Source organism: Modestobacter sp. Leaf380 (assembly GCF_001424485.1).
In the GTDB taxonomy this organism is placed as follows: Bacteria; Actinomycetota; Actinomycetes; order Mycobacteriales; family Geodermatophilaceae; genus Klenkia.
Genome location: NZ_LMQC01000020.1, coordinates 13,934 through 33,936, shown reverse-complemented (window position 1 = coordinate 33,936; position 20,003 = coordinate 13,934). Strand labels below are relative to the sequence as shown.

The 20,003-nt window shown below is 75.5% G+C and carries 21 protein-coding genes; 9 read left to right on the top strand and 12 right to left on the bottom strand.

Annotated features, from left to right (window positions below):
* Positions 1-169: 169 nt before the first annotated feature.
* The gene (locus ASG41_RS15525; protein WP_056296894.1) at positions 170-778 is read right to left on the bottom strand and encodes a class F sortase; all 609 of its coding nucleotides are present in this window, start codon (positions 776-778) and stop codon (positions 170-172) included.
* Positions 775-1,827: an ice-binding family protein gene (locus ASG41_RS15520; protein ID WP_056296889.1), complete on the bottom strand. Its 1,053-nt coding sequence runs from the start codon at positions 1,825-1,827 to the stop codon at positions 775-777. Before ASG41_RS15520 ends, ASG41_RS15525 begins: the two co-directional genes overlap by 4 nt.
* A 288-nt stretch (positions 1,828-2,115) precedes the next feature.
* On the opposite strand from ASG41_RS15520, the gene ASG41_RS15515 reads away from it, so the two are divergent.
* Together ASG41_RS15515 and ASG41_RS15510 are read left to right on the top strand one after the other, a co-directional pair.
* The gene (locus tag ASG41_RS15515) at positions 2,116-4,578 is read left to right on the top strand and encodes an ATP-binding protein (protein WP_056298098.1); all 2,463 of its coding nucleotides are present in this window, start codon (positions 2,116-2,118) and stop codon (positions 4,576-4,578) included.
* A complete protein-coding gene (locus ASG41_RS15510; RefSeq protein WP_056296886.1) occupies positions 4,575-5,249 on the top strand; it encodes a response regulator in 675 nt (224 codons plus the stop codon). Before ASG41_RS15515 ends, ASG41_RS15510 begins: the two co-directional genes overlap by 4 nt.
* Before the next feature lie 13 nt (positions 5,250-5,262).
* Here ASG41_RS15510 and ASG41_RS15505 read toward each other — a convergent pair whose 3' ends face one another.
* The 8 genes from ASG41_RS15505 to ASG41_RS15470 all read right to left on the bottom strand — a co-directional run bounded on the left by ASG41_RS15505 (position 5,263) and on the right by ASG41_RS15470 (position 12,585).
* Positions 5,263-5,973 (bottom strand): M23 family metallopeptidase, encoded by a 711-nt coding sequence (locus ASG41_RS15505; RefSeq protein WP_056296883.1) that lies wholly within the window; start codon positions 5,971-5,973, stop codon positions 5,263-5,265.
* Positions 5,974-6,136: 163 nt separating this feature from the next.
* A complete protein-coding gene (locus ASG41_RS15500; protein ID WP_056296880.1) occupies positions 6,137-7,129 on the bottom strand; it encodes a DMT family transporter in 993 nt (330 codons plus the stop codon).
* Positions 7,130-7,183: 54 nt separating this feature from the next.
* Complete coding sequence (locus ASG41_RS15495; RefSeq protein ID WP_157519455.1) at positions 7,184-7,651, bottom strand: hypothetical protein; 468 nt, start codon at positions 7,649-7,651, stop codon at positions 7,184-7,186.
* A 58-nt stretch (positions 7,652-7,709) separates the two neighbouring features.
* On the bottom strand, positions 7,710-8,762 hold the full coding sequence (locus tag ASG41_RS15490; protein WP_235564840.1) for a hypothetical protein: 1,053 nt from the start codon (positions 8,760-8,762) through the stop codon (positions 7,710-7,712).
* Positions 8,763-8,778: 16 nt separating this feature from the next.
* The gene (locus ASG41_RS15485) at positions 8,779-9,456 is read right to left on the bottom strand and encodes an SCO family protein (RefSeq protein ID WP_235564839.1); all 678 of its coding nucleotides are present in this window, start codon (positions 9,454-9,456) and stop codon (positions 8,779-8,781) included.
* Positions 9,453-10,187, bottom strand: coding sequence for a YcnI family protein (locus ASG41_RS15480; protein ID WP_056296872.1), 735 nt, complete (start codon positions 10,185-10,187; stop codon positions 9,453-9,455). Before ASG41_RS15480 ends, ASG41_RS15485 begins: the two co-directional genes overlap by 4 nt.
* Positions 10,188-10,216: 29 nt before the next feature.
* A complete protein-coding gene (locus ASG41_RS15475; RefSeq protein ID WP_056296869.1) occupies positions 10,217-11,950 on the bottom strand; it encodes a copper resistance protein CopC in 1,734 nt (577 codons plus the stop codon).
* Positions 11,947-12,585, bottom strand: coding sequence for a zf-HC2 domain-containing protein (locus ASG41_RS15470; RefSeq protein WP_082557002.1), 639 nt, complete (start codon positions 12,583-12,585; stop codon positions 11,947-11,949). The genes ASG41_RS15475 and ASG41_RS15470 overlap by 4 nt, the downstream gene beginning before the upstream one ends.
* 77 nt (positions 12,586-12,662) lie before the next feature.
* Here ASG41_RS15470 and ASG41_RS15465 point away from each other — a divergent pair, with 77 nt between their 5' ends.
* From ASG41_RS15465 to ASG41_RS15440, 7 genes are all read left to right on the top strand, one after another.
* Positions 12,663-13,241, top strand: a complete 579-nt coding sequence (locus ASG41_RS15465) for a sigma-70 family RNA polymerase sigma factor (RefSeq protein ID WP_235564838.1) — start codon at positions 12,663-12,665, stop codon at positions 13,239-13,241.
* An 89-nt stretch (positions 13,242-13,330) separates the two neighbouring features.
* Positions 13,331-13,948: a DUF47 domain-containing protein gene (locus ASG41_RS15460; protein WP_056296862.1), complete on the top strand. Its 618-nt coding sequence runs from the start codon at positions 13,331-13,333 to the stop codon at positions 13,946-13,948.
* Positions 13,949-13,955: 7 nt separating this feature from the next.
* Entirely contained in the window at positions 13,956-14,957 is a 1,002-nt protein-coding gene (locus ASG41_RS15455; protein ID WP_200938999.1) for an inorganic phosphate transporter, read from the top strand.
* Positions 14,958-14,971: 14 nt separating this feature from the next.
* Entirely contained in the window at positions 14,972-16,399 is a 1,428-nt protein-coding gene (locus ASG41_RS15450) for an MFS transporter (RefSeq protein WP_056296860.1), read from the top strand.
* Between the two features lie 49 nt (positions 16,400-16,448).
* Positions 16,449-16,544 (top strand): putative leader peptide, encoded by a 96-nt coding sequence (locus tag ASG41_RS25485; protein ID WP_369800043.1) that lies wholly within the window; start codon positions 16,449-16,451, stop codon positions 16,542-16,544.
* A 99-nt stretch (positions 16,545-16,643) separates the two neighbouring features.
* On the top strand, positions 16,644-17,621 hold the full coding sequence (locus ASG41_RS15445) for a sulfite exporter TauE/SafE family protein (protein WP_056296857.1): 978 nt from the start codon (positions 16,644-16,646) through the stop codon (positions 17,619-17,621).
* 96 nt (positions 17,622-17,717) lie between these two features.
* Positions 17,718-18,389, top strand: a complete 672-nt coding sequence (locus tag ASG41_RS15440; RefSeq protein ID WP_056296854.1) for an SDR family NAD(P)-dependent oxidoreductase — start codon at positions 17,718-17,720, stop codon at positions 18,387-18,389.
* A 42-nt stretch (positions 18,390-18,431) separates the two neighbouring features.
* Here the strand turns inward: ASG41_RS15440 and ASG41_RS15435 are convergent, their stop codons facing one another.
* Together ASG41_RS15435 and ASG41_RS15430 are read right to left on the bottom strand one after the other, a co-directional pair.
* Entirely contained in the window at positions 18,432-19,280 is an 849-nt protein-coding gene (locus ASG41_RS15435) for a DUF1684 domain-containing protein (protein WP_056298086.1), read from the bottom strand.
* A gap of 86 nt (positions 19,281-19,366) precedes the next feature.
* Entirely contained in the window at positions 19,367-19,867 is a 501-nt protein-coding gene (locus ASG41_RS15430) for a DUF5994 family protein (protein ID WP_056298083.1), read from the bottom strand.
* Positions 19,868-20,003: the final 136 nt, after the last annotated feature.

Sequence of the window (20,003 nt, the reverse complement as noted above, 5' to 3'; positions counted from 1 at the left end):
CACCTGAGTCGCACCTCTTCCTCCCGCGGGGCCGACCCGTCGTCGGGCCCTCGCGGTCGGCGACGTTAGGAGCGCCGGAGGCCCCCGAACGGCCTCTTGACGGGTCCTTGACGCCGCGGTGCCCGGCCCTTGACGCCGTCCTGACGGCGGGCGCGGGCGGGGAGCCGGGTCAGGCCACCAGGTCGGCGTAGACGACGACGTCGTCCAGGTAGTCCCCGGTGGAGCCGTCGAACTCCCCGCCGCAGGTGATCAGCCGCAGCCCGGCGTGCCCGAGGTCGCCGTACACCTCCTCGGTCGGGAAGTCGGCCTTGGCGACCTGGTCGACCAGGGTCACCACGAAGGTGGCGGTGCTGCCGTCGGTCCGGTCGACGAGCACGGCGTCCCCGGGTGCCAGCTGCGCGAGCTCGGCGAAGACGCCGGGCGACCCGGCCCAGTCGACGTGCCCGGCCAGCACGGCCGGGCCGCGCTCGCCCGGGGTCGGGGAGCCGGTGAACCAGCCCGCGGGGAAGCCCTCCGCGGGCACCTCCAGGGAGCCGTCGGCCTGCAGGCCCAGGTCCACCAGCCCGGAGTCGACGCCGATGGCCGGCACCCGGACCCGCAGCGGCTCCGACGCGGTGAGCACCACGGGCGCGGCGACCGTCGGGGCGGCTGCGGCCGCGGACACGGCCGCGGGCGCCGGTGCCGGGTCCGGGGCTGCCGCAGCCGACCCGCAGCCGGCCAGCAGCAGGGCGGCCAGCGCGGACAGGGAGGTCCGCCGAGCCCGGCCGTACCGGGTCACGGACGGACGGCGGAACCGTCGCCGGTGTCCACCGAGCCACGCGGGACCACGTCGACCTGCGAGTACCCACCGGAGCCGGTCGTGCCGCCGTCACCACGGCCGCCCGTGCCGCCACTCCCGCCGTTCCCGCCGTTCCCGCCGTTCCCGCCCGGACGCGTCGCCGGGCCGGGTGCGGGAGTCGCGGTGGCGGTGGCCGCCGGGGTCGGCGCCGGGGCGGTCGCGGTCGGCGGGGTGACCACCGGCGGCGTCGTCGTCGGGCCGGCGCTGGTGGTCGGGGTGGTCGTCGGCGTGGTGGTCGGGGTCGTCACGCACGCCGGCCGGGTGATCGTGTTCGAGTCCAGGGTGACCGCGCCGTTGCGGGCCAGCAGCCGCCCCTCGACGACCGCCGAGGTCTGTGCGGTGATCGAGGTCAGCGCCAGCACCGTGCCGCGCAGCAGGCTGCCGGTGCCCAGCGTCGTGGAGGCCCCGACCTGCCAGAACACGTTGCAGGCCTGCGCGCCGTTCACCAGGTCGATGCGGCTGTTGCTGGCGGTCAGCAGGTCGCGACCGGCCTGGAAGACGAACACCGCCGACGGCGTCCCCCCGGCGTCCAGGGTGAGGACGCCGGACAGGTCGATGTCGACCGCCTGGGTGTAGACGCCGGGCACGAGGGTCAGCCCGGTGGGGTCGGCGGGCAGCGCCGTCGGCGGCTGCTGGGCGGCCGCGCTGTCGTAGGCGGTCACCAGGTCGGTCTTGGCCTGCTGGGTGACGGCGTCCCCGCCGTGCGCCGTCCCGGTCTGGGTGATCGAGGCGCCGCCGGTGACCGACGTCGTCGGGAAGGTGCCGGTGTCCCCGGTCAGCGTGGTCGGGCCGGTGTTGGTGATGCCGGCGCCGGCGAGCACGGCGAAGGAGTCCGCCGCACCCAGCCCGACGGCGGTCGCCGCCCGCGCCGGGGTGGCGGTGCCCAGCGAGCCCACGGTGACCAGCAGCAGCGCGGCGGCGAGGCTGCCGGCCACGGTGAGCCGCCGGCCGCGGGTGGACAGGGTGGGGTGGTCGAGGACCGACGTCACGTCGGCGCTCCCGTCTCCGGTCCGCGGGGGACCGGGTGCGTCGTTCACAGAAGACGACGCCGGCACGGTTGCCGAGGCTCGAGGGACCTTCGTCCCCCGAGAGTGCTCCGAAACCGGACCGTCCAGTCCTCGCGCGCCGTGGGTCGCACCGTCGGGGCGCGCCTGCCACCCGTCCGAGGACGCCGGTCGCCACGACGTGACCCGGAGTCACCCCCGCGGGGCCGATCCTGACGCGACCTTGACGCCGGGAGCACCGGCGCGGCCCGCGGCGGGGTGATCATGGAGCACATGGGCCGGGGCACGTTGCGCGTCTACCTGGGCGCCGCACCGGGCGTCGGGAAGACCTTCGCCGCCCTGGGCGAGGCGCACCGGCGCGCGGCCCGGGGCACCGACGTCGTCGTCGGTGTCGTGGAGACCCACGGCCGGGACCGCACCCGGGCCCAGCTCGAGGGTCTCGAGGTCCTCCCCCGCGCGACCGTCACCCACCGCGGCGTCACGCTGTCCGAGCTCGACGTCGACGGCGTGCTCGCCCGGCACCCCGAGGTCGTCGTCGTCGACGAGCTCGCGCACACCAACGCCCCCGGCTCCCGCAACCGGTTCCGCTGGCAGGACGTCGAGGAGTTCGTCGCGGCCGGCATCTGCGTGCTGACCACGGTGAACGTGCAGCACCTGGCCAGCCTCACCGACGTCGTCGCCCAGATCACCGGCGTCACCCAGGGCGAGACGGTGCCCGACGAGGTGGTCCGGCGGGCCGACCAGGTCGAGCTGGTCGACATGTCGCCGGAGTCGCTGCGCCGGCGGCTGGCGCACGGCAACGTCTACCCGGCCGAGCGCGTCGACGCCGCCATGGGCGCCTGGTTCCGGGTCGGCAACCTGACCGCGTTGCGCGAGCTGGCCCTGCTGTGGCTGGCCGACCGGGTCGACGAGGGACTGCGCCGCTACCGCGCCGAGCACGACATCGACCACGTCTGGGAGACCCGCGAGCGGGTCGTCGTCGCCCTCACCGGCGGCCCGGAGGGCGAGACGCTGGTGCGCCGCGCCGCCCGGGTCGCCCGCCGCGGTGGGGACGGCGTGCTGCTGGCCGTGCACGTGCTGCGCTCCGACGGCCTCACCGGGGCCTCCCCCGCGGCGCTGCGCGTCCAGCGCGCGCTCGTCGAGTCCCTCGGCGGCACGTACCACCAGGTCGTCGGGGACGACGTCGCCGGCGCCCTGCTGGAGTTCGCGCGTGGGGTGGACGCCACCCAGCTCGTCGTCGGCACCTCACGGCGCAGCCGCTGGGCGCGCGCCCTCCGGGGCGGCGTGGGCGGGGCGGTGGTCGCCCGGTCCGGCGAGATCGACGTGCACACCGTCACCCACGCCGCCGCCGGGTCCCGAGGGCTGCGACTGCCCCCGCTGACCGGCGCGCTCACCGCCCGCCGCCGCTGGGCCGGCCTCGCCGTCGCGCTGCTGGGCGTGCCGGCGGTCACCGCGCTGTGCCTGGCCGCCGGCCCCGCCCTGTCACTCGCCAGCGTGCTGCTGGTCTTCCTGCTGCTCGTCGTCGCCGTCGCCCTGGTCGGCGGGCTGTACCCCGCCCTGGTGGCGGCCGTCGTCGGTGGGCTGGCCGAGAACTGGTACTTCACCCAGCCCACCGGCCGGCTCACCGTCGACCAGCTCGACGACGTCGTCGCCCTCGGCGGGTACCTGGTCGTCGCGGTCGCCGTGGCCACCGTCGTGGACCGCTCCGCCCGCCGGGCCACCGCGGCAGCCCGGTCGCGCGCCGAGACCGCGCTGCTGGCCTCGCTGTCACGCTCCGTGCTGGCCGGGGCCCAGGCGCTGCCCAGCCTGCTCGAGCAGGTCCGCGAGGCGTTCGGGCTGCACTCGGTCGCCCTCGTCGAGGACGGTGCGGTGGTCGGCTCCTGCGGCACCCCGGTCGGGGACGTTGACTCCCTGACCGTCACCGACACCCTGGACCTGCAGCTCACCGGCCGGGTGCTGACCCCCGGGGACCGCCGGGTGCTGGTCGCCTTCGCCGAGCAGGCCGCGGTCGCGCTGCAGCAGGGCCGGCTCGCCGTCGCCGCCGCCGAGGCCGACCGGCTGGCCGCCGGCAACAGCATGCGCACGGCCCTGCTGGCCGCCGTCAGCCACGACCTGCGCACCCCGCTGGCCGGCATCAAGGCCGCGTCCTCCGCGCTGCGCTCCACCCAGCTGGCGCTCACCGACGCCGACCGCGAGGAGCTCGTCGAGACCGTGGACGTCTCGGCCGACCGGCTCACCGGGCTGGTGGACAACCTGCTGGACATGAGCCGGCTGCAGGCCGGCGCCGTCACCCCGGTCACCGCACCCGCCGACCTGGTGGGCGTCGTGCACCGTGCCCTGACCTGGCTGGAGGACCCCGCCAGGGTCGCCGTCACCGCCCCCGACGACCTGCCGCCGGTGCTCGCCGACCCCGGCCTGCTGGAGCGCGTGGTCGCCAACCTGGTGGACAACGCCGCCCGGCACGCCCCCGCCGGGGCACTCGCCGTCACCGCCGGCACCGTCGGCGACCGGGTCGAGCTGCGGGTCGTCGACCGCGGTCCGGGCGTGCCCGCCGCCGACCGGGAGCGGGTCTTCGCCCCGTTCCAGCGGCTCGGCGACGCCCCGTCCGGGCACGGCGTCGGGCTGGGGCTGGCCGTGGCCCGCGGGCTCACCGAGGCCATGGGCGGCACGCTGGACGCCGAGGACACCCCCGGCGGCGGGCTGACCATGGTGCTGTCGCTGCAGGTCGCGGCATGAGCCGGGTGCTGGTCGTCGACGACGACCCCCAGCTGCTGCGCGCCCTGCGGATCACCCTGCGCGCCGCCGGGCACGAGGTCGTCGTGGCCCCCGACGGCGCCACCGCGCTCCGCGAGGCCGCCGCGTCGCACCCCGACGTCGTCGTCCTGGACCTGGGCCTGCCCGACCTGGACGGCACGGAGGTGCTCGCCGGGCTCCGGCCCTGGTTCACCGGCCCCGTGCTGGTGCTCACCGCCCGCACCGCCAGCGCGGACGCCGTCGCCGCGCTGGACGCCGGTGCCGACGACTACGTGACCAAGCCCTTCGACATGGACGAGCTGCTGGCCCGGCTGCGCGCGGTGCTGCGCCGGCGGTCCACCGAGACCACCGCCCCCGTCGTCGTCACCGACCACTTCACCGTGGACCTGGCCGCCCGGCAGGTCACCGTCGACGGCGTCCCGGTGCGGCTGACCCCGACCGAGTGGGCGCTGCTGTCGGAGCTTGTGCGCGCGCCGGGCCGGCTGGTCGGCCAGCGGCAGCTGCTGCAGTCGGTGTGGGGCCCGGCGTACGAGACCGAGACCAACTACCTGCGGGTCTACCTGGCCCAGCTGCGCCGCAAGCTGGAACCCGACCCCGCCCACCCGCGGTACCTGCACACCGAACCCGGGATGGGCTACCGCTTCCGCCCCTAGGCGGGGGCGTCGGTCAGAGCTCGACGCCGCGCTCGCGGAGCCACTCGACCGGGTCGGTGGGCGGGCCGTTCATGCCGCCCACGTGCACCTCGAAGTGCAGGTGCGGCCCGGTGGACTGCCCGCGGCTGCCCAGCAGCGCGATCGTGTCGCCGGCCTGCACCGTGTCGCCGGCGGAGACCTCGATCTCCTCCATGTGGCCGTAGACGGTCACGTCGCCGCTGACGCCCAGGACGTAGACGGCCTGGCCGTAGCCGCTGGCCGCACCGGCCCGGACGACGACGCCGTCCTCCGCCGCGTACTCGGGGGTGAGCATCGGGGCGGCGAGGTCGATGCCCCAGTGCATGGTGCCCCAGCGCTGACAGAAGCAGGTCGTCATCCGGGCGCCGTCGACGGGCGCCACCGCGTCGGGCCGGGCGGCCTCGGCGGCAGCGACCGCGTCGGCCTCGCGCTGCGCCCGGGACGCCGCGACCTCGACCAGCCGCTCCTGCGCCTCGGCCTCGGTGATCGCCATCTGCGGCATGACCTCGTCGGCGAACGCCGCGTCCTCCGAGGCCAGCAGGACCTCGGCGACGCTGCTGTCGGCGGTCGCGGCGGGGACGGCGGGCAGTCCGACGACCCCGGCGAGGACACCGCCCAGGGCGAGTGCGACGAGCAGGGCGGCCGGTCGGCGGCGGAGCGCGCGTGCGCCGGTGGTGGCCCGTCCCGCGCTGCGACCTGCCGCCATGCTGCGTCCCCCGGTGTGTGCGTCCCCCGACCGCGCACCGCGACCGATGCCGCACAACGTAACGAGCCGTGACCTGCCTGTGACCCCCTGGACGGCGCGTCTCCCGAGACACGCCGTGTGCCGAATGACATCGCTGTCATTCGGGCCGATCCGGTCGGGAGGGTCAGCCCCGCCGGCGGGGGTGCGGGTGCGGGGCCGGTGCCGGTGCCGGGACGGCCAGCGGCACGCCCGTGGTCTCCCGGGCCGCGGTCCGCCGGGCCAGCACCGCCACCCCGACCACCAGCCCGACCACCCCGACGACCTGCCCGGTGGTCGCCAGGAACCCGGGTGCGAGCTGCTCGCCGTACACCGGCGCCGCCAGCCCGACCGCGACCAGCGGCTCCAGCACGGCCATCACCGGCAGGCACTCGATGAGCGCCCCGGACTGGTAGGCCCACTGGGCGAAGACGATGGAGGCCGCACCGGAGACCAGCAGCAGGTAGGTGGTCCAGCTGGTGAGCAGCTCGGCCGGCGGGTGCGCGACGACGTCCTTGAGCACCAGTCCGGTGATGCCGAAACCGCCACCGGCCGCCACCCCCAGGGCCAGCGCCTTGTGCGGGGCGTCCGGACGCAGCGCCCACAGGGCCGCGCCCACCATCAACAGGGCCGCTCCCCCGGCGCACGCCAGCAACGCGGTCGGGTCGGCGTAGGACGAGCCGTGCCGCGGCATGGCGGAGACGACGAAGAGACCGAGGGTCACCGCGACCACGCCGGCGGCGATCCACTGACCCCGCTCGGGCAGCACCCGGTCGGCGTGCCGGCGGTCCACCACTGCACCCAGGGCCAGGGAGATGACCAGCCCACCGCTGAGCAGCGGCTGCACGACGACGACCGGCCCGAACTTCAGCGCCGCGGCGTGCAGCAGGAACCCCGCCAGCGCGGCGCCCTGCCCGGCGATCCAGGCCCGGTTGCGGACCAGCTTGCCGACCAGCCGGAGGACCGCGCCCTGCGGCAGGTCCTCACCGGCCGCGGTGGCGGCCCGGTGCTGGACGACGGTGGAGACGGCGAAGGCGCACGCCGACAGCAGCGCCAGCAGGACGGCCAGGCCCAGGTTGGGCGCGGCGCCCGGCGGGGGACCCTGGGCTGCCAGCAGCTGCACCTGCGCGACCCCGCCCACGTCCCCGAGCCTGCCACGACCGGCGCTGATCCGCGGGGCGGGACCCCCGGCGGGTCAGCCCTCGTAGGGCACGGTCAGCGTCACGTCGCCGGAACGCTCGAAGACGAACGTGACCTGCAGGGCGTCCCCGACCGGCAGACCCGCGAGGAGCCCGGGGAGGGTGAGCGTGTCCGACCCCGCACCACCGGCGGTCAGCTCGCCCCCGGCCGGCACCGTCCACGGGCCACCCAGGACCGCGCCGAAGCCGGTCCCCGTGACCGACACCAGCTCGTCGTCGGACCCGCCGGTGTTGCTCACCGTCAGCCCGAGGACGACGTCGTCACCGGCGGCCAGGTCGCCGTCGGCCGGGCGCTGCAGTCGCGCGGCGGTGACCGTGACGTCCTTGCTCACCTCGACCTGGGCCGCAGACTCGTGCCCGGGCCGCTCCTGGGCGGCGGTCTGCCCCAGGTCGTTCTCCGCAGCGCAGCCACCGAGCAGGGCCGTCGACGCGAGGACGGCGGACAGCACGCGGAGAGGTGTCACAGGTGGTGGGTGTGCCCACGCCCGGGGTGGTTGAACCCGTGACCATCCTCTCGGCGGGTCAGGCCGGGACGGTCTCGACCGCCCGCCACCGGCGGGCCGCCAGCGCACCGCCGACGACCAGGCCGAGTCCACCGGCCAGCAGCACCGCCACCGCGGCCCGGGCCAGCAGCGCGGGCCCGGTGCCCAGCACGTTCGCCGTCCAGAGCACGTCGACGTCGGGCAGTCCCTGAACCAGCAGCAGCCACCCGGCGACGACGGCGAGCACCCCGGTCAGCGAGCCGCGCCCGCGCGACGCGGCCCGGACACCCAGCAGCGCCACGGCCCCGACCAGCAGCGCAGGCAGCAGGGCGGAGGCCACGGCTCCCAGGTGCGAGCTCACGCTCACCGCCGGGGCCGGCGTGCTGAGCGCGTGCCACAGCGAGGCGGCGGCGCCGACGGCCAGGGCGGCGGCGAGGGCGCGGGGTGCGCGCAGGCCGGCGGCCACCACCAGCCCGAGGAGCAGCAGGTACACCGGCCACACCAGCCAGGCCGGTGGCGGCGGGGACCAGGTGAGCACCCCCTCGACGTCGACCGGGGCGCCGCCGAGGGACATCGGCACGGTCCAGGCGAAGACGGTGTGCTCGCTGGTCGGGTCCGCGGCCACCTCCGGGGGCAGCAGGCCCTCGCTCATCCAGTGCGTGCGGTGGTCGTGCCACACGTACTGCGGCTGGGTGGAGACCTGCTCCCAGACCGGGGTCGCCTGCGCGTCGGCGTCCTCGGGCAGCTCGGTGCGGGCGAAGCGGTCCAGGTTGATCGTGGTGGCCGGGCTGCGGCTGTTGCGCCAGACGCCGTCCGGGCCGATCCGCAGGTAGGGCTCACCGGAGTAGCCCGGCACGGAGAGCTCGGTGTCGGTGGTGTTGACCACCTCGATCTCGTCGCCGAACTGGAGCACCCGCACGGTGAGCCCCGGCACCGCGGGAGACACCGAGGTGACCCGGCCGTCGAAGTCGCTGCCCGCAGCGCCGCTGCCCACGTGCGCGACCGCCGGACCGGCCAGCGCGAGCACGGCGACGAGGCCGAGCAGCACGGTCAGTGCCCGCGCACCGGCCCGCCGCACCGCCCCGTCGCCCACGGCGCTCAGTCTGCCGTCACTCGGCGGCCACGAGGGACAGGTCGTGCGCGATGTCCCGGGAGGTGTTGCCGGCGTCGAAGGCGACGTCGGCCTCGCCGTCCGTGCCGTACAGCAGCAGCAGCGAGCTGTGCTGCTGGCCCATCTCCTCGGCCAGCGGCACGCCCGCGGACAGCTGGGCCGCGTCGACCTGCGACTGGTCACCGGTCAGCCCGACGATCTCCGGGGCGATCCCGGTGGAGAACCGGCCCAGGTACTCCCCCAGCACCTCGGGGCTGTCCCGCGTCGGGTCGGTGGTCACGAACACCACGCGGGTCGCCTCGGCCACCGCCGGGTCGACGCTCTGCAGCGCGATGGCGACGTCGGCCATCGTCGTGGGGCAGATGTCGGGGCAGTTGGTGTAGCCGAAGAAGAGCAGCGTCGGCCCGTCCGCCGTCTGGGCGGCGAAGTCGTAGGGCGCACCCGTCTGGTCGGTGAGCGTGAAGTCCGGCTTCTGGTAGGCGTCGCGCAGGAACAGGCCGTCGTAGGGGTTCGACGGCCCGGACACGGTCGCCGGGGCCTCGCCCGCGGCGTGGTCGTGCCCGGAGCCCGCGGCACCACTGCCGCCGTCACCGCCGCTGCAGCCGGTCAGCAGGAGCAGTGCCCCCACCGCCGTCGCGGCCAGTCCGGTCCGGTGTCCGTGCACTGGTGCCCTCACGACCCCACGGTACGACGGCGCGCGGTGAGCCCCAGGGCGAGTCCGGCCAGGCCGGCGACCAGGCCGAGCCCACCGAGCACCAGCGCGGTGACCGCTAGGCCGTTGCCGTCCTCGTCGCCCGACGCCGCCTCGGTGGTGGTGCCGGCGTCGGCGTCCGCGGACCCCGAGCCGTGCGCGTCCCCGGCCGCCTCGGTCCCGGCGGCGAGCTCCAGCACCGGCGCGGGGTACTGCGGCTCGTCCTGGCCCTCCACGGTCGGCTCGATCCAGGCCGCCTCGCTGCCGTCGCTGTAGGTCTGCACCGCGGCGAAGGAGACGCTGTCGGCGTCCGGGAAGGGGCCGCCCAGCAGCGAGAACTCCTGGAACTGGCCGGGGGCGATCCCCCCGCCGGTCTCGGCGGTGAACTGCACGACGGTGACGGCCTGGGTGATCTCCTCGCCGTCGGACTCCACCGGCGGGTCCAGCTGGGTGGTGGTGGGGGTGATGGTCCAGCCGGCGACCGGCTCGGCCTGCACGAAGGTCAGCGGGGTGTCGGTGGGCAGCTGGATGCGCAGCGAGGTGGTGCTGGCCGTGTCGCTCTCGTTGGGCACCCGGAAGGTGAAGACGCCGTAACCGCCGGGGGTGGCGTCCGAGGAGGACACCCGGACGTGGGCGGAGGCGACGCCGCTCCCGGCGACCACGGCGATGCCGGTGGCCAGGGTCAGGACGGCGAGACGGCGGGGTGCGGTGGACATGGTTCTCCTGTCGATCGGGTGTGCGCCGGTCAGCGCACGGGGAAGGTGGTGGCCGCCGTGAGGGCGGTGAACTCGTCGAGCCGCACGGTGACGGTGAGCGTCCAGGTGCCGGCGGTGGGCACCTGCGCGTCGCCGATGGTGTGGCCGGGCCCGGCCGGCTCGAGGTCGACGTCGAGCGGGCCGATCTGCTGCTGGGCCTCCGTCAGCGTGACCCGCAGCGCCTGCGGCTGGGTCAGCTGGCCGGTGTCGTCGAAGAGGTAGACGTGCAGCGTGTTCGGGCCCGGCGAGGCCGGGTCCAGCGACAGCTGCACGCTGCCGTCGGTCCCGGTGGCGCTCTCCAGCGGCAGGGTGACGTCGACCGGGTCGGCGACGGCGGCCTTGGCCGGCGGGGTGCCCACGAGCACCGCCGACAGCGCCAGCACGACGGCGGCGACGGCGAGCTCGATCAGCACCGACCGGCGGAACGGACCGACCTCGGCGACGGCGGCCTCGGCGCGACCGCGGGCGGCGGGGTCCTCGTCGTCGGCGTCCTCGCTGTAGGCGTGCGCAACCACCCGGCGCGAGCTGGTGCGCGGGGCGCCCAGGCGCTGCTGCACCCACACCCGGCTGACCCCGGCGACGGCGAGCAGGCCCAGGACGAGCACCAGCTTGGCGACCAGCACCCAGCCGTAGGTGGTCGAGAGCAGGGCGCCGAGGGTGCCGACCTCGCGGACGGACTGCACGACCCCGGTCACCACCAGCGCGGCCACCGACCCGGCGGCCAGCCGGCTGTACCGGGGCAGCGCGGTCGCCAGCCCCCCGGCGGCCACGCCGGGCCGCAGCACCACCGCCAGCAACACCGCCAGGCCGCCCAGCCAGGCGGTCATCGCGGCCACGTGCACGGTGGTGACGACGACGGCCAGCCCGGGCAGCGCCCCGGCGACCGGGTGCCCGACGGCCGCGGTGCTCAGCACGAGCCCGGACCCCAGCACCCCGCCCCCGGCCAGCAGCGGGACGGTGGGGCGGCCACGGAACGCCAGCACGGCCACCGCGGCCAGACCGGCGGCGAGCACGACCCGGACCAGCAGGGTCGCGCCGTACGCCGACCCGGCGGTGGTCGACAACAGCTGCGGGTCGACCACCCCGGTGAGCCCGACGGCGGCCGCGTACGGGCCCTGCAGCAGGAAGGACAGCAGCCCGCCGACGCCGACGGCGGCCAGCCCGGCCAGCGTCATCCTCCGGGCCCGGGGCGCGGCCCACCCGGCCGGCCAGCAGGCGACCAGGAACACCGGGACACCCACGCCCAGCGCGAGCCCGGCGAATCCGACCCAGCGGGCGACCGGCAGCAGTGCACCGACCACCGGGTCGACGTCGCTGCCGGCGTCGACGTCGGTGGCCGCGACCAGTTCGCCGTCCCCGACGACGAAGGCGTAGGCACCGGAGACGGGGTGCGAGTCCGCCGACACGACCCGGTAGGTGACGACGTAGCTGGCGTCGGGGAGGTCGGCGCGCAGCGGCACGGTGATCGTGGTGTCGGAGACCGTGGCCGCGCCGGTGTCGACCCGGTCGCCGCCGGCGCCCAGCACCCGGGCGTAGCCGGCACCGAGCGAGATGCCCTCGTCGAAGGTCAGGGTCACCTCGTCGGGGGCGGCCTCCAGCCGGGCCCCCTCACCGGGCGAGGTGGTGACGACGGTGGCGTGCGCGCTGGCCGGACGGGCGGTGCCGACGTCGACGAGCAGCCCGCACGCGACCAGGCCGAGCAGCAGGAGGGCGACCCGCCTCACGCGAGCACCCGGAACCCGGCACCGACCGCGCGGCGCCGCCGCCCGCGCCAGGCCAGCACGGCGGTGACGACGAGCCCGGCCAGCAGCAGCAGGTGCCCGGTGGCCCGGTCGGCGGTGACGTGGCCGGCACCCAGGTCGGTGACGGTCATGACGGTGAGCACGCCGGTGAAGGTGGCCAGGAAGGGCAGTGCACCGGCGGCCAGCCGCGGCGCGGCGGCACAGGCCAGGAAGGCCACGGCCAGACCCAGGTTCCAGGCGCCGGTCTCGTGCGCCATGTGCACCGGGGCGCTCATCGCACCCTCGCCGAACACCAGCGACGGCGTGGCCAGCCCCACCTGGGCGACGCCGACGGCCAGCAGCAGCAGCCGCAGCGCCGTCGTCACCAGCCGGGAGCGGGCTGCGGCGGCGGCACCCGGCAGCCGGGCCGGCAGGGCGCCGAGGACGGCCGCGGTCAGGTCCGGGACGGCGGGGGCCGGGGCCAGCCGGGCGCGGCGGGTCACCAGTCCGGCGGCGGCCAGCCACCCGGTGCAGGCCGGGCAGCCGGCGAGGTGGGCGTCCAGGGCGGACGCGGGGACGGGTGAGCCCTCCCCGTCCATCCGGGCGGAGGCGGCCTCGCGGTAGACGTCGCAGTGCACGTCCTCCTAGTCGCCGCCGGGGCGTCCCGGGTTCCCGCAGCGACCACATGGGCTGGGTCACAGGTCAGACTGGGTGTGTGGACACCCCCTACGACGAGCTGGCGCGGGTCGCCGCGGCCGCCGTCGCAGGGGACCCGGTGGCCGCGGCGACGCTGGTCCGGGAGACCCAGACCGACGTCTGGCGGCTGTGCGCTCACCTCGGGGACCGGCAGTCCGCCGACGACCTGACCCAGGAGACCTACCTGCGGGCGTTCGGCTCGCTGCACCGCTTCGCCGGCCGCTCCACCGTGCGCACCTGGCTGCTGTCGATCGCCCGGCGGGTCTGCGCCGACGCCATCCGCAGCCGGAAGCGGCGACGGCTCACCCTGGTCGGGGACGACGAGCTGCTCGACCGCGCCGACGGCACCACCGACCGGGTCGGGGAGGGCGCGGTCGTGGAGGACCTGCTGGCCCGGTTGCACCCCGACCGGCGCGAGGCCTTCGTGCTCACCCAGCTGATGGGCCTGCCCTACGCCGAGGCCGCCGAGGTCGCGGGCGTGCCGGTGGGCACCATCCGGTCGCGGGTCGCCCGGGCGCGGGGCGACCTGGTGCAGGCCGTGGCCGACGAGCAGCGGGACGACCGCCACGACGGGCAGGGCGACGCCGGCGTCAGGTGACGCAGAGGTGAACGGTTGGTGGACGCAAGGGGTCGTAGGCTCTCCGCGGTCGTCCGACCGACACCCCACCTCCCCCGGAGTCGTCTCCCGTGGCCTTCAGCCTCAAGCCCAAGGACTCGCGCTTCTACGACATGTTCACCGCCTCGGCGACGAACCTCGTCGAGGCCACCGCCGTACTGGGCGACTTCGTGCACGACATCACCCGCCGCGAGGAGCTCGGCCGCGTCCTGCGCGACCTGGAGCACGCCGGTGACAACGCCACGCACGCGGTCTTCCGGCAGCTGAACTCCAGCTTCGTGACCCCGTTCGACCGCGAGGACATCTACAACCTGGCCAGCGACCTGGACGACGTCATGGACGCCATCGAGGCCGCCGCCGACCTCGTCGTCCTCACCGGGCTGGGCACGCTGCCCGCCGAGATGGGCCAGCAGGTCGCGCTGCTGCAGCGCTGCGCACAGGTCACCGCCGACGCGATGCCCCGGCTGCGCTCGATGAAGGACCTCTCCGACTACTGGATCGAGGTCAACAGCCTGGAGAACGAGGCGGACAAGCTGTACCGCCGGCTGCTGTCCCGGCTGTACTCCGGGGAGTTCGACGCCCTGGAGATCCTCAAGCTCAAGGAGGTCGCCGACCAGCTCGAGGAGGCCGCCGACGCCTTCGAGCACGTGGCGAACGTGGTCGAGACCATCGCCGTCAAGGAGTCCTGAGCCCGCCGTGGACGGGTTGTTCCTCGCCCTCGTCGTCATCGTCGTCGTCGCCCTGGCCTTCGACTACACCAACGGCTTCCACGACGCGGCCAACTCCATCGCCGTCGCCGTCTCCACCAAGGCGCTCACCCCCAAGGTCGCGCTGGCCCTCGCCGCGGTGATGAACCTGGTCGGGGCGCTGATCTCCACCGAGGTCGCGCAGACCGTGGGTGCCGGCATCATCGACACCCCCTCGGGCGCCGGTGGCCTGCAGATCGTCTTCGCCGCCCTCGTCGGCGCGATCACCTGGAACCTGATCACCTGGTACTTCGGGCTGCCCAGCTCCTCCTCGCACGCCCTCATCGGCGGACTGGTCGGCGCCGCGCTGGCCGCCGTCCACTCGGTGCAGTGGCTGGGCATCGTGGAGAAGGTCGTCATCCCGATGGTGCTCTCGCCGCTGGTCGGCTTCGGCCTGGGCTACCTGGTGATGCTCGCGGTGCTGTGGTCCTTCCGCGGCGCCAACGTCACCCGGGCCAACCGTGGCTTCCGGTACGCCCAGATCGTCAGCTCCGCGACCATGGCGCTGGGCCACGGCCTGCAGGACGCCCAGAAGACGATGGGCATCATCACCCTCGCGCTGGTCACCTCCGGCCAGATCGACACCTTCGAGGTCCCGCTCTGGGTGGTGATCGCGGCCGCCCTGGCGATCAGCGCGGGCACCTACGCCGGCGGCTTCCGGATCATGCGCACGCTGGGGCGGCGGATCATCCAGCTCACCCCGGCCGGCGGCTTCTCCGCCCAGACGGTGGCGTCGGGCGTCATGATCACCACGGCCACCGTGTTCGCGGTGCCGGTGTCCACCACGCACATCACCACCACCTCGATCATGGGCGTGGGCTCCACCCGGCGGCTGTCGGCGGTGCGCTGGGGCGTGGCCGGGAACATCGTCGTGGCCTGGGTGTTGACGCTGCCGGCAGCGGGCGCCGTCGCCGCCGGGGTCTACTGGCTCACGCACGCGATCGTCGGATGAGGAACGGGGGCCCGGTGGCCAGGGACGACGCCCCGCCCGCTCCCCCGCCGACCCCCCTCGCCCTGGGCACGCCGCCGGCCCGCTGGGTGCTGCTGGCCACCGTGCTCGCCTCGGCGATGGCGTTCCTGGACTCCACCGCGGTCAACGTCGCCCTGCCCAGCATCGGGGCCGAGCTGGGCTCCTCGCTGTCGGGGCTGCAGTGGACCGTCACCGGCTACACCCTGGCGCTGGCCTCGCTGATCCTGCTCGGCGGCGCGCTCGGGGACCGGTACGGCCGGCGGAAGGTCTTCCTGGTCGGCGTCGTCTGGTTCGCCACCACCTCGCTGCTGTGCGGGCTGGCCCCCTCCACCGAGCTGCTGGTCGCCGCCCGGGTGCTGCAGGGCGTCGGCGGCGCCCTGCTGACGCCGGGCTCGCTGTCGCTGATCCAGTCCTCCTTCCGGCACGCCGACCGGGCCCGGGCGATCGGGCTGTGGTCCGGGCTCGGCGGCATCGCCGGGCTGGGGGGCCCGTTCCTGGGCGGGTTCCTGGTGGACGCCGTCAGCTGGCGGTGGGTCTTCCTGGTCAACGTGCCGCTGGCGATCGCCGTCGTCGTGGTGTCGGTCCGGCACGTGCCCGAGAGCCGGGACCCCGCCCACCACGGCCGCTTCGACGTCCCCGGGGCGGTGCTGACCGCGCTGGCGCTGGGCGGGGTCACCTACGCCCTCATCGACGCCGGCTCGGGGCCGGGCACCTGGGTCGCACTGGCCGTGGGCCTGGCCGCCGGCGTCGGGTTCGTCGTCCAGGAGCGGCGGACGGCGGACCCGATGCTGCCGCTGGGGGTCTTCGCCGACCGCCAGTTCACCGGCGCCAACCTCACGACGCTGGCCGTGTACGGCGCCCTGGGCGGGTTCTCCTTCTTCCTGGTGCTGCAGCTGCAGACCGTGCTGGGCTACGACGCACTGGAGTCCGGGGCGGCGATGGTGCCCTCGATCCTGGTGATCTCGCTGCTGTCCTCCCGGGCCGGCGCGCTGGCCACCCGGTTCGGGCCCCGGCTGCCGATGACCGTGGGCCCGCTGGTCGCCGCGTCCGGGGTCCTCTGGCTGTCCTTCGTCGGTGCCGGGACGTCGTGGCCCACCGGGGTGCTGCCGGGCTCGCTGCTGTTCGGGCTGGGGATGGCGCTCACCGTCGCGCCGCTGACCGCCACCGTGCTCGGTGCCGCACCCGACCACCTGGCCGGGGTGGCCAGCGGGGTGAACAACGCCGTCGCCCGCGCCGCCCAGCTGCTCTCGGTGGCCGCGCTGCCGCTGCTGGTGGGGTTGTCCGGCGACGACTACGCCGACGCCGACGCCTTCACCGACGGCTACGCGCTGGCGATGCGGCTGTGCGCCGGCCTCGTCGCGCTGGGCGGTCTGGTGGCCCTGGTGACCATCCGGGCCGACGTCCTGGAACCCGATCCCACCTGACGGGACGGGGGTTTCCCCCCTTCTGCATCGGACTGGTAGACATTGCCCCGTGTCGGCGACCGGTGTGCTCCCAGGTGACCTCCTGGTGACCCGCATCCACGTCGACCTGGTGCGCGTCACCACCGCAGCCTGTCTGGCTCGCTGAACTCCCCCGGGGCCGTCTCCCTCTGCTGAGACGCCCTGCCCGACGCGGGTGCGCGGTCGGGCCCCTCCCCCAGCCAGACCCTCTTCCTGGAGCACCCCTGTGCGCACCCTGATCCTCTTCGCCCTCGTGGGCCTCGGCGCCCAGCTCGTCGACGGCAGCCTGGGCATGGCCTACGGCGTCACCTCCACGACGCTGCTGCTGGCCGTCGGCGCCAGCCCGGCCGCGGCGTCGGCCACCGTCCACCTCGCCGAGATCGGCACCACGCTGGTGTCGGGCGCCTCGCACTGGCGCTTCGGCAACGTCGACTGGAAGGTCGTCGCCAAGATCGGCATCCCCGGTGGCATCGGCGCCTTCGCCGGCGCGACCTTCCTGGCCTCGCTGGACACCTCGGTCGCCGCCCCGCTGATGAGCGCGATCCTGCTGGTCCTGGGCCTCTACGTGCTGATCCGCTTCACCTTCCGCGGGCTGAACAAGCAGAACCTCGGCAAGCCCATGCGCAAGCGCTTCCTGGGCCCGCTGGGCCTGGTCGCCGGCTTCGTCGACGCCACCGGCGGCGGCGGCTGGGGCCCGGTCGGCACCCCCGCCATCCTGGCCAGCGGCCGGATGGAGCCCCGCAAGGTGATCGGCTCCATCGACACCTCGGAGTTCATCGTCGCGCTCGCCGCCTCGCTGGGCTTCCTGCTCTCCCTGGGCTCCCAGGGCATCGACGCCACCTGGGTCGCCGGTCTGCTCATCGGTGGCGTCATCGCCGCCCCGATCGCCGCCTGGCTGGTCCGGCACGTGCCGCCTCGCCTGCTGGGCTCCGCGGTCGGCGGGATCATCGTGTTCACCAACACCCGGTCGCTGTTCAACGCCTTCGAGGTCGCCGACGCCGTCCGCTGGCCGGTCTACGCGGTCATCGTGCTCGGCTGGGTCGCCGCCGTCGTCCACTCGTGGCGGGTCTACCGGGCCGACACCGAGGCCGAGTCGGTCGAGGCCGCCGCCCGCCTGGAGCAGGAGCGCCGCGACGCCCTGGTCGCCGAGCTGTCGCGCGAGGACTCCGTCACCGCCGGCCGCCCGCAGGACCCGCGCGACTAGGAGGAGGACCACGGGGTCGCGGCGCCGGGCGCGGGTAGGACCACCGGGACGGCGTCGCTCCCCGCGGCGCGCTCTACCTCGAGGTGGTCCCCCCGCATGTCCGTTCTCGCCATCGTCGGTGCCGGTCGCGGCCTCGGCGCGGCCGTCGCCCGCCGCTTCGGCGCCCAGGGCTTCGACGTCGCCCTGATCGCCCGCAACCAGACGCGCGTCTCCGGGCTCGCCGCCGACCTCGCCGCGGAGGGCATCACCACCGGCGGCTTCGTGGCCGACGTCCGTGACCCGGAGTCGATCACCCACACCCTCGCCCGGATCGGCGAGACGATGGGGCCCATCGAGGTGCTGCAGTACAGCCCGCTGCCGGACAAGACCTTCCTGCGCCCGGTGCTGGAGACCACCGCAGCCGACCTCGTCGGTCCGGTCGAGTTCTCCGTCTACGGGCCGGTCGCTGCGGTCCGGCAGGTGCTGCCGGGCATGCGCTACCTGCCCGAGGGCAGCAACCCCTCGATCCTCTTCGTCAACGGCGGCTCGGCCGTCGTCCCGAACTCGGCGGTGGCGGGGACCAGCATCGCCTTCGCCGGGCTCAGCGCCTACGCGCAGCTCCTGCACGAGGTGCTGGGAGCCGAGGGCATCCAGGTGTCCCAGCTCGTCATCCCGGGGGCCATCGTCGACGGGGACCCGGTCAAGGGACCCGAGGCGATGGCCGGGCACCTGTGGGACCTGCACAGCCGCCGGGACCGCTTCCGCCACCAGGTGCAGGGCAGCGACTGACCCGCCCCGTCCCGGGCGGCCACGTGCCGCCCGGGACCCGGGTCAGACCGCCAGGACCGCGCCGTCCTCCGTGGGGAGGGCGGTGCCGCGGGTGAGCGGGGTCTTCTCCCCCGCCTCCACCGCCACCGGCAGCCGGTTCTCCGCCGGCGGCAGCGGGCAGGTGGCCAGGTCGGTGTAGGCGCACGGCAGGTTGGCGGCGCGGTTGAGGTCCACGACCACCTCGCCGTCGGCACCCGGCGCCTCCAGGGTCAGCGACCGGAAGGCGTAGGTGCTCCGGCCCGACGTGGCGTCGGAGAACAGCACCATCAGCCGGCCCTCGCCGTGGCCGGGGAAGGCGCGCAGGGAGTACGTCTGCCCGTCGAGGGTGAACTCGACCGTGCCCGGGGCGTCGTAGACGTGCTCGACGCCCTCGAACGCGCCGCCGACGGTCGTCGGCACGGGTGCGTCGAAGGCGGTGAAGCGGCCGGTGACCGCCCAGCGCGGGTCGGCCGGGAAGACCGGCGTGCCGGGGTGGCCCAGGCGCAGCGGCGACCGGGGGTCACGCAGCCGGACGACGTACCGGCCACCGCGCTCGGCCAGCTCCACGGCGGTGTCCCCGGCGGTGGCCAGCACGCTCTCCCGCAGGGACAGGTGGCCGAACACGTGCTCACCGGCGATGGCGGCCCCGTCGACCTCCAAGTGCTCACCCTGGGTGAGGGTGACCACGACGCCGCGGTCGCCCACCACCCAGGTGCCCGGCACCCCGGGGACGACGACCGGCCGGTCGGACAGCCAGGCCAGCGAGGTGACCGAGAGGAAGCCGTGCGGTGAGGTCAGCGTCGCCTCCTTGGCCTGGTGCCAGGTGGCGTGCTCGCGGGCGAAGGCGCCCACGTCGGGCAGGGTGCTGGTCATCGGGTCCTCCGGCGGGTCGGTGGTGCGGGCCTCCCCCGGCCCAGCGACGGGCACCGCCGCGGCATTCCCCACCGGGACGGTGGGGTTCAGCCGGCGGTCGGGAGCGGCAGCGACGCCACCCGGAGCGCCGGGTGCCGACCGGCGGCGGTGAGCACGGCCCGGGGACTGCGGGCCGTGCCCGGGCAGGAGGCCAGCCGCATGGCCCGGGCGCTGAAGAGCGCCTCGGTGTCCGGCGGGACGACCAGCAGCTCCAGCTGCAGAGCGCCGGGGCCGCAGGTCACGGTGACCAGCTGCGGGTCGCCGGTGCTGAACCCGCCGACCCGGACCACCCGGTCACCGACGGCGAGCTTGCGCGGGACGGCGTGCCAGGTGGCGAAGGGGTAGGTGAAGCGCTGCACCGCGACGCCACGCCGGTCCAGCGCGGCGACCAGCTCGGGCAGCTCGACGGCGAGGTCGGTCGAGCGCGGCCACCAGGCCCCGTGCAGCCCCTCCCCGGCGTCCGTGCGCAGGCTGACCCGCACGTCGATGCCACCGCGGAAGCCGGGGAGCTCCTGCTCCCCGACCCATGCTGCACGGTTCGTCGTCACCCGCACCGCCTCTCGTCCACCGGGGCCGGCGACCTGCTGCCGGACGACCCCGGGGACGACGCTAGGCAGCCCGTGCGCGTCGTCCCACCGGACACGCCGTGCCCCAGCGGACCCGTCCGTCACACGGCTCGTCCTC

Bases quoted from the DNA above. Each gene is read 5' to 3' on its own strand.
- ASG41_RS15510 (WP_056296886.1), top strand. From the start codon at position 4,575: ATGAGCCGGGTGCTGGTCGTCGACGACGACCCCCAGCTGCTGCGCGCC.
- ASG41_RS15435 (WP_056298086.1), bottom strand. From the start codon at position 19,280: ATGACCAGCACCCTGCCCGACGTGGGCGCCTTCGCCCGCGAGCACGCC.
- ASG41_RS15505 (WP_056296883.1), bottom strand. From the start codon at position 5,973: ATGGCGGCAGGTCGCAGCGCGGGACGGGCCACCACCGGCGCACGCGCG.
- ASG41_RS15440 (WP_056296854.1), top strand. From the start codon at position 17,718: ATGTCCGTTCTCGCCATCGTCGGTGCCGGTCGCGGCCTCGGCGCGGCC.
- ASG41_RS15480 (WP_056296872.1), bottom strand. From the start codon at position 10,187: ATGTCCACCGCACCCCGCCGTCTCGCCGTCCTGACCCTGGCCACCGGC.
- ASG41_RS15515 (WP_056298098.1), top strand. From the start codon at position 2,116: ATGGGCCGGGGCACGTTGCGCGTCTACCTGGGCGCCGCACCGGGCGTC.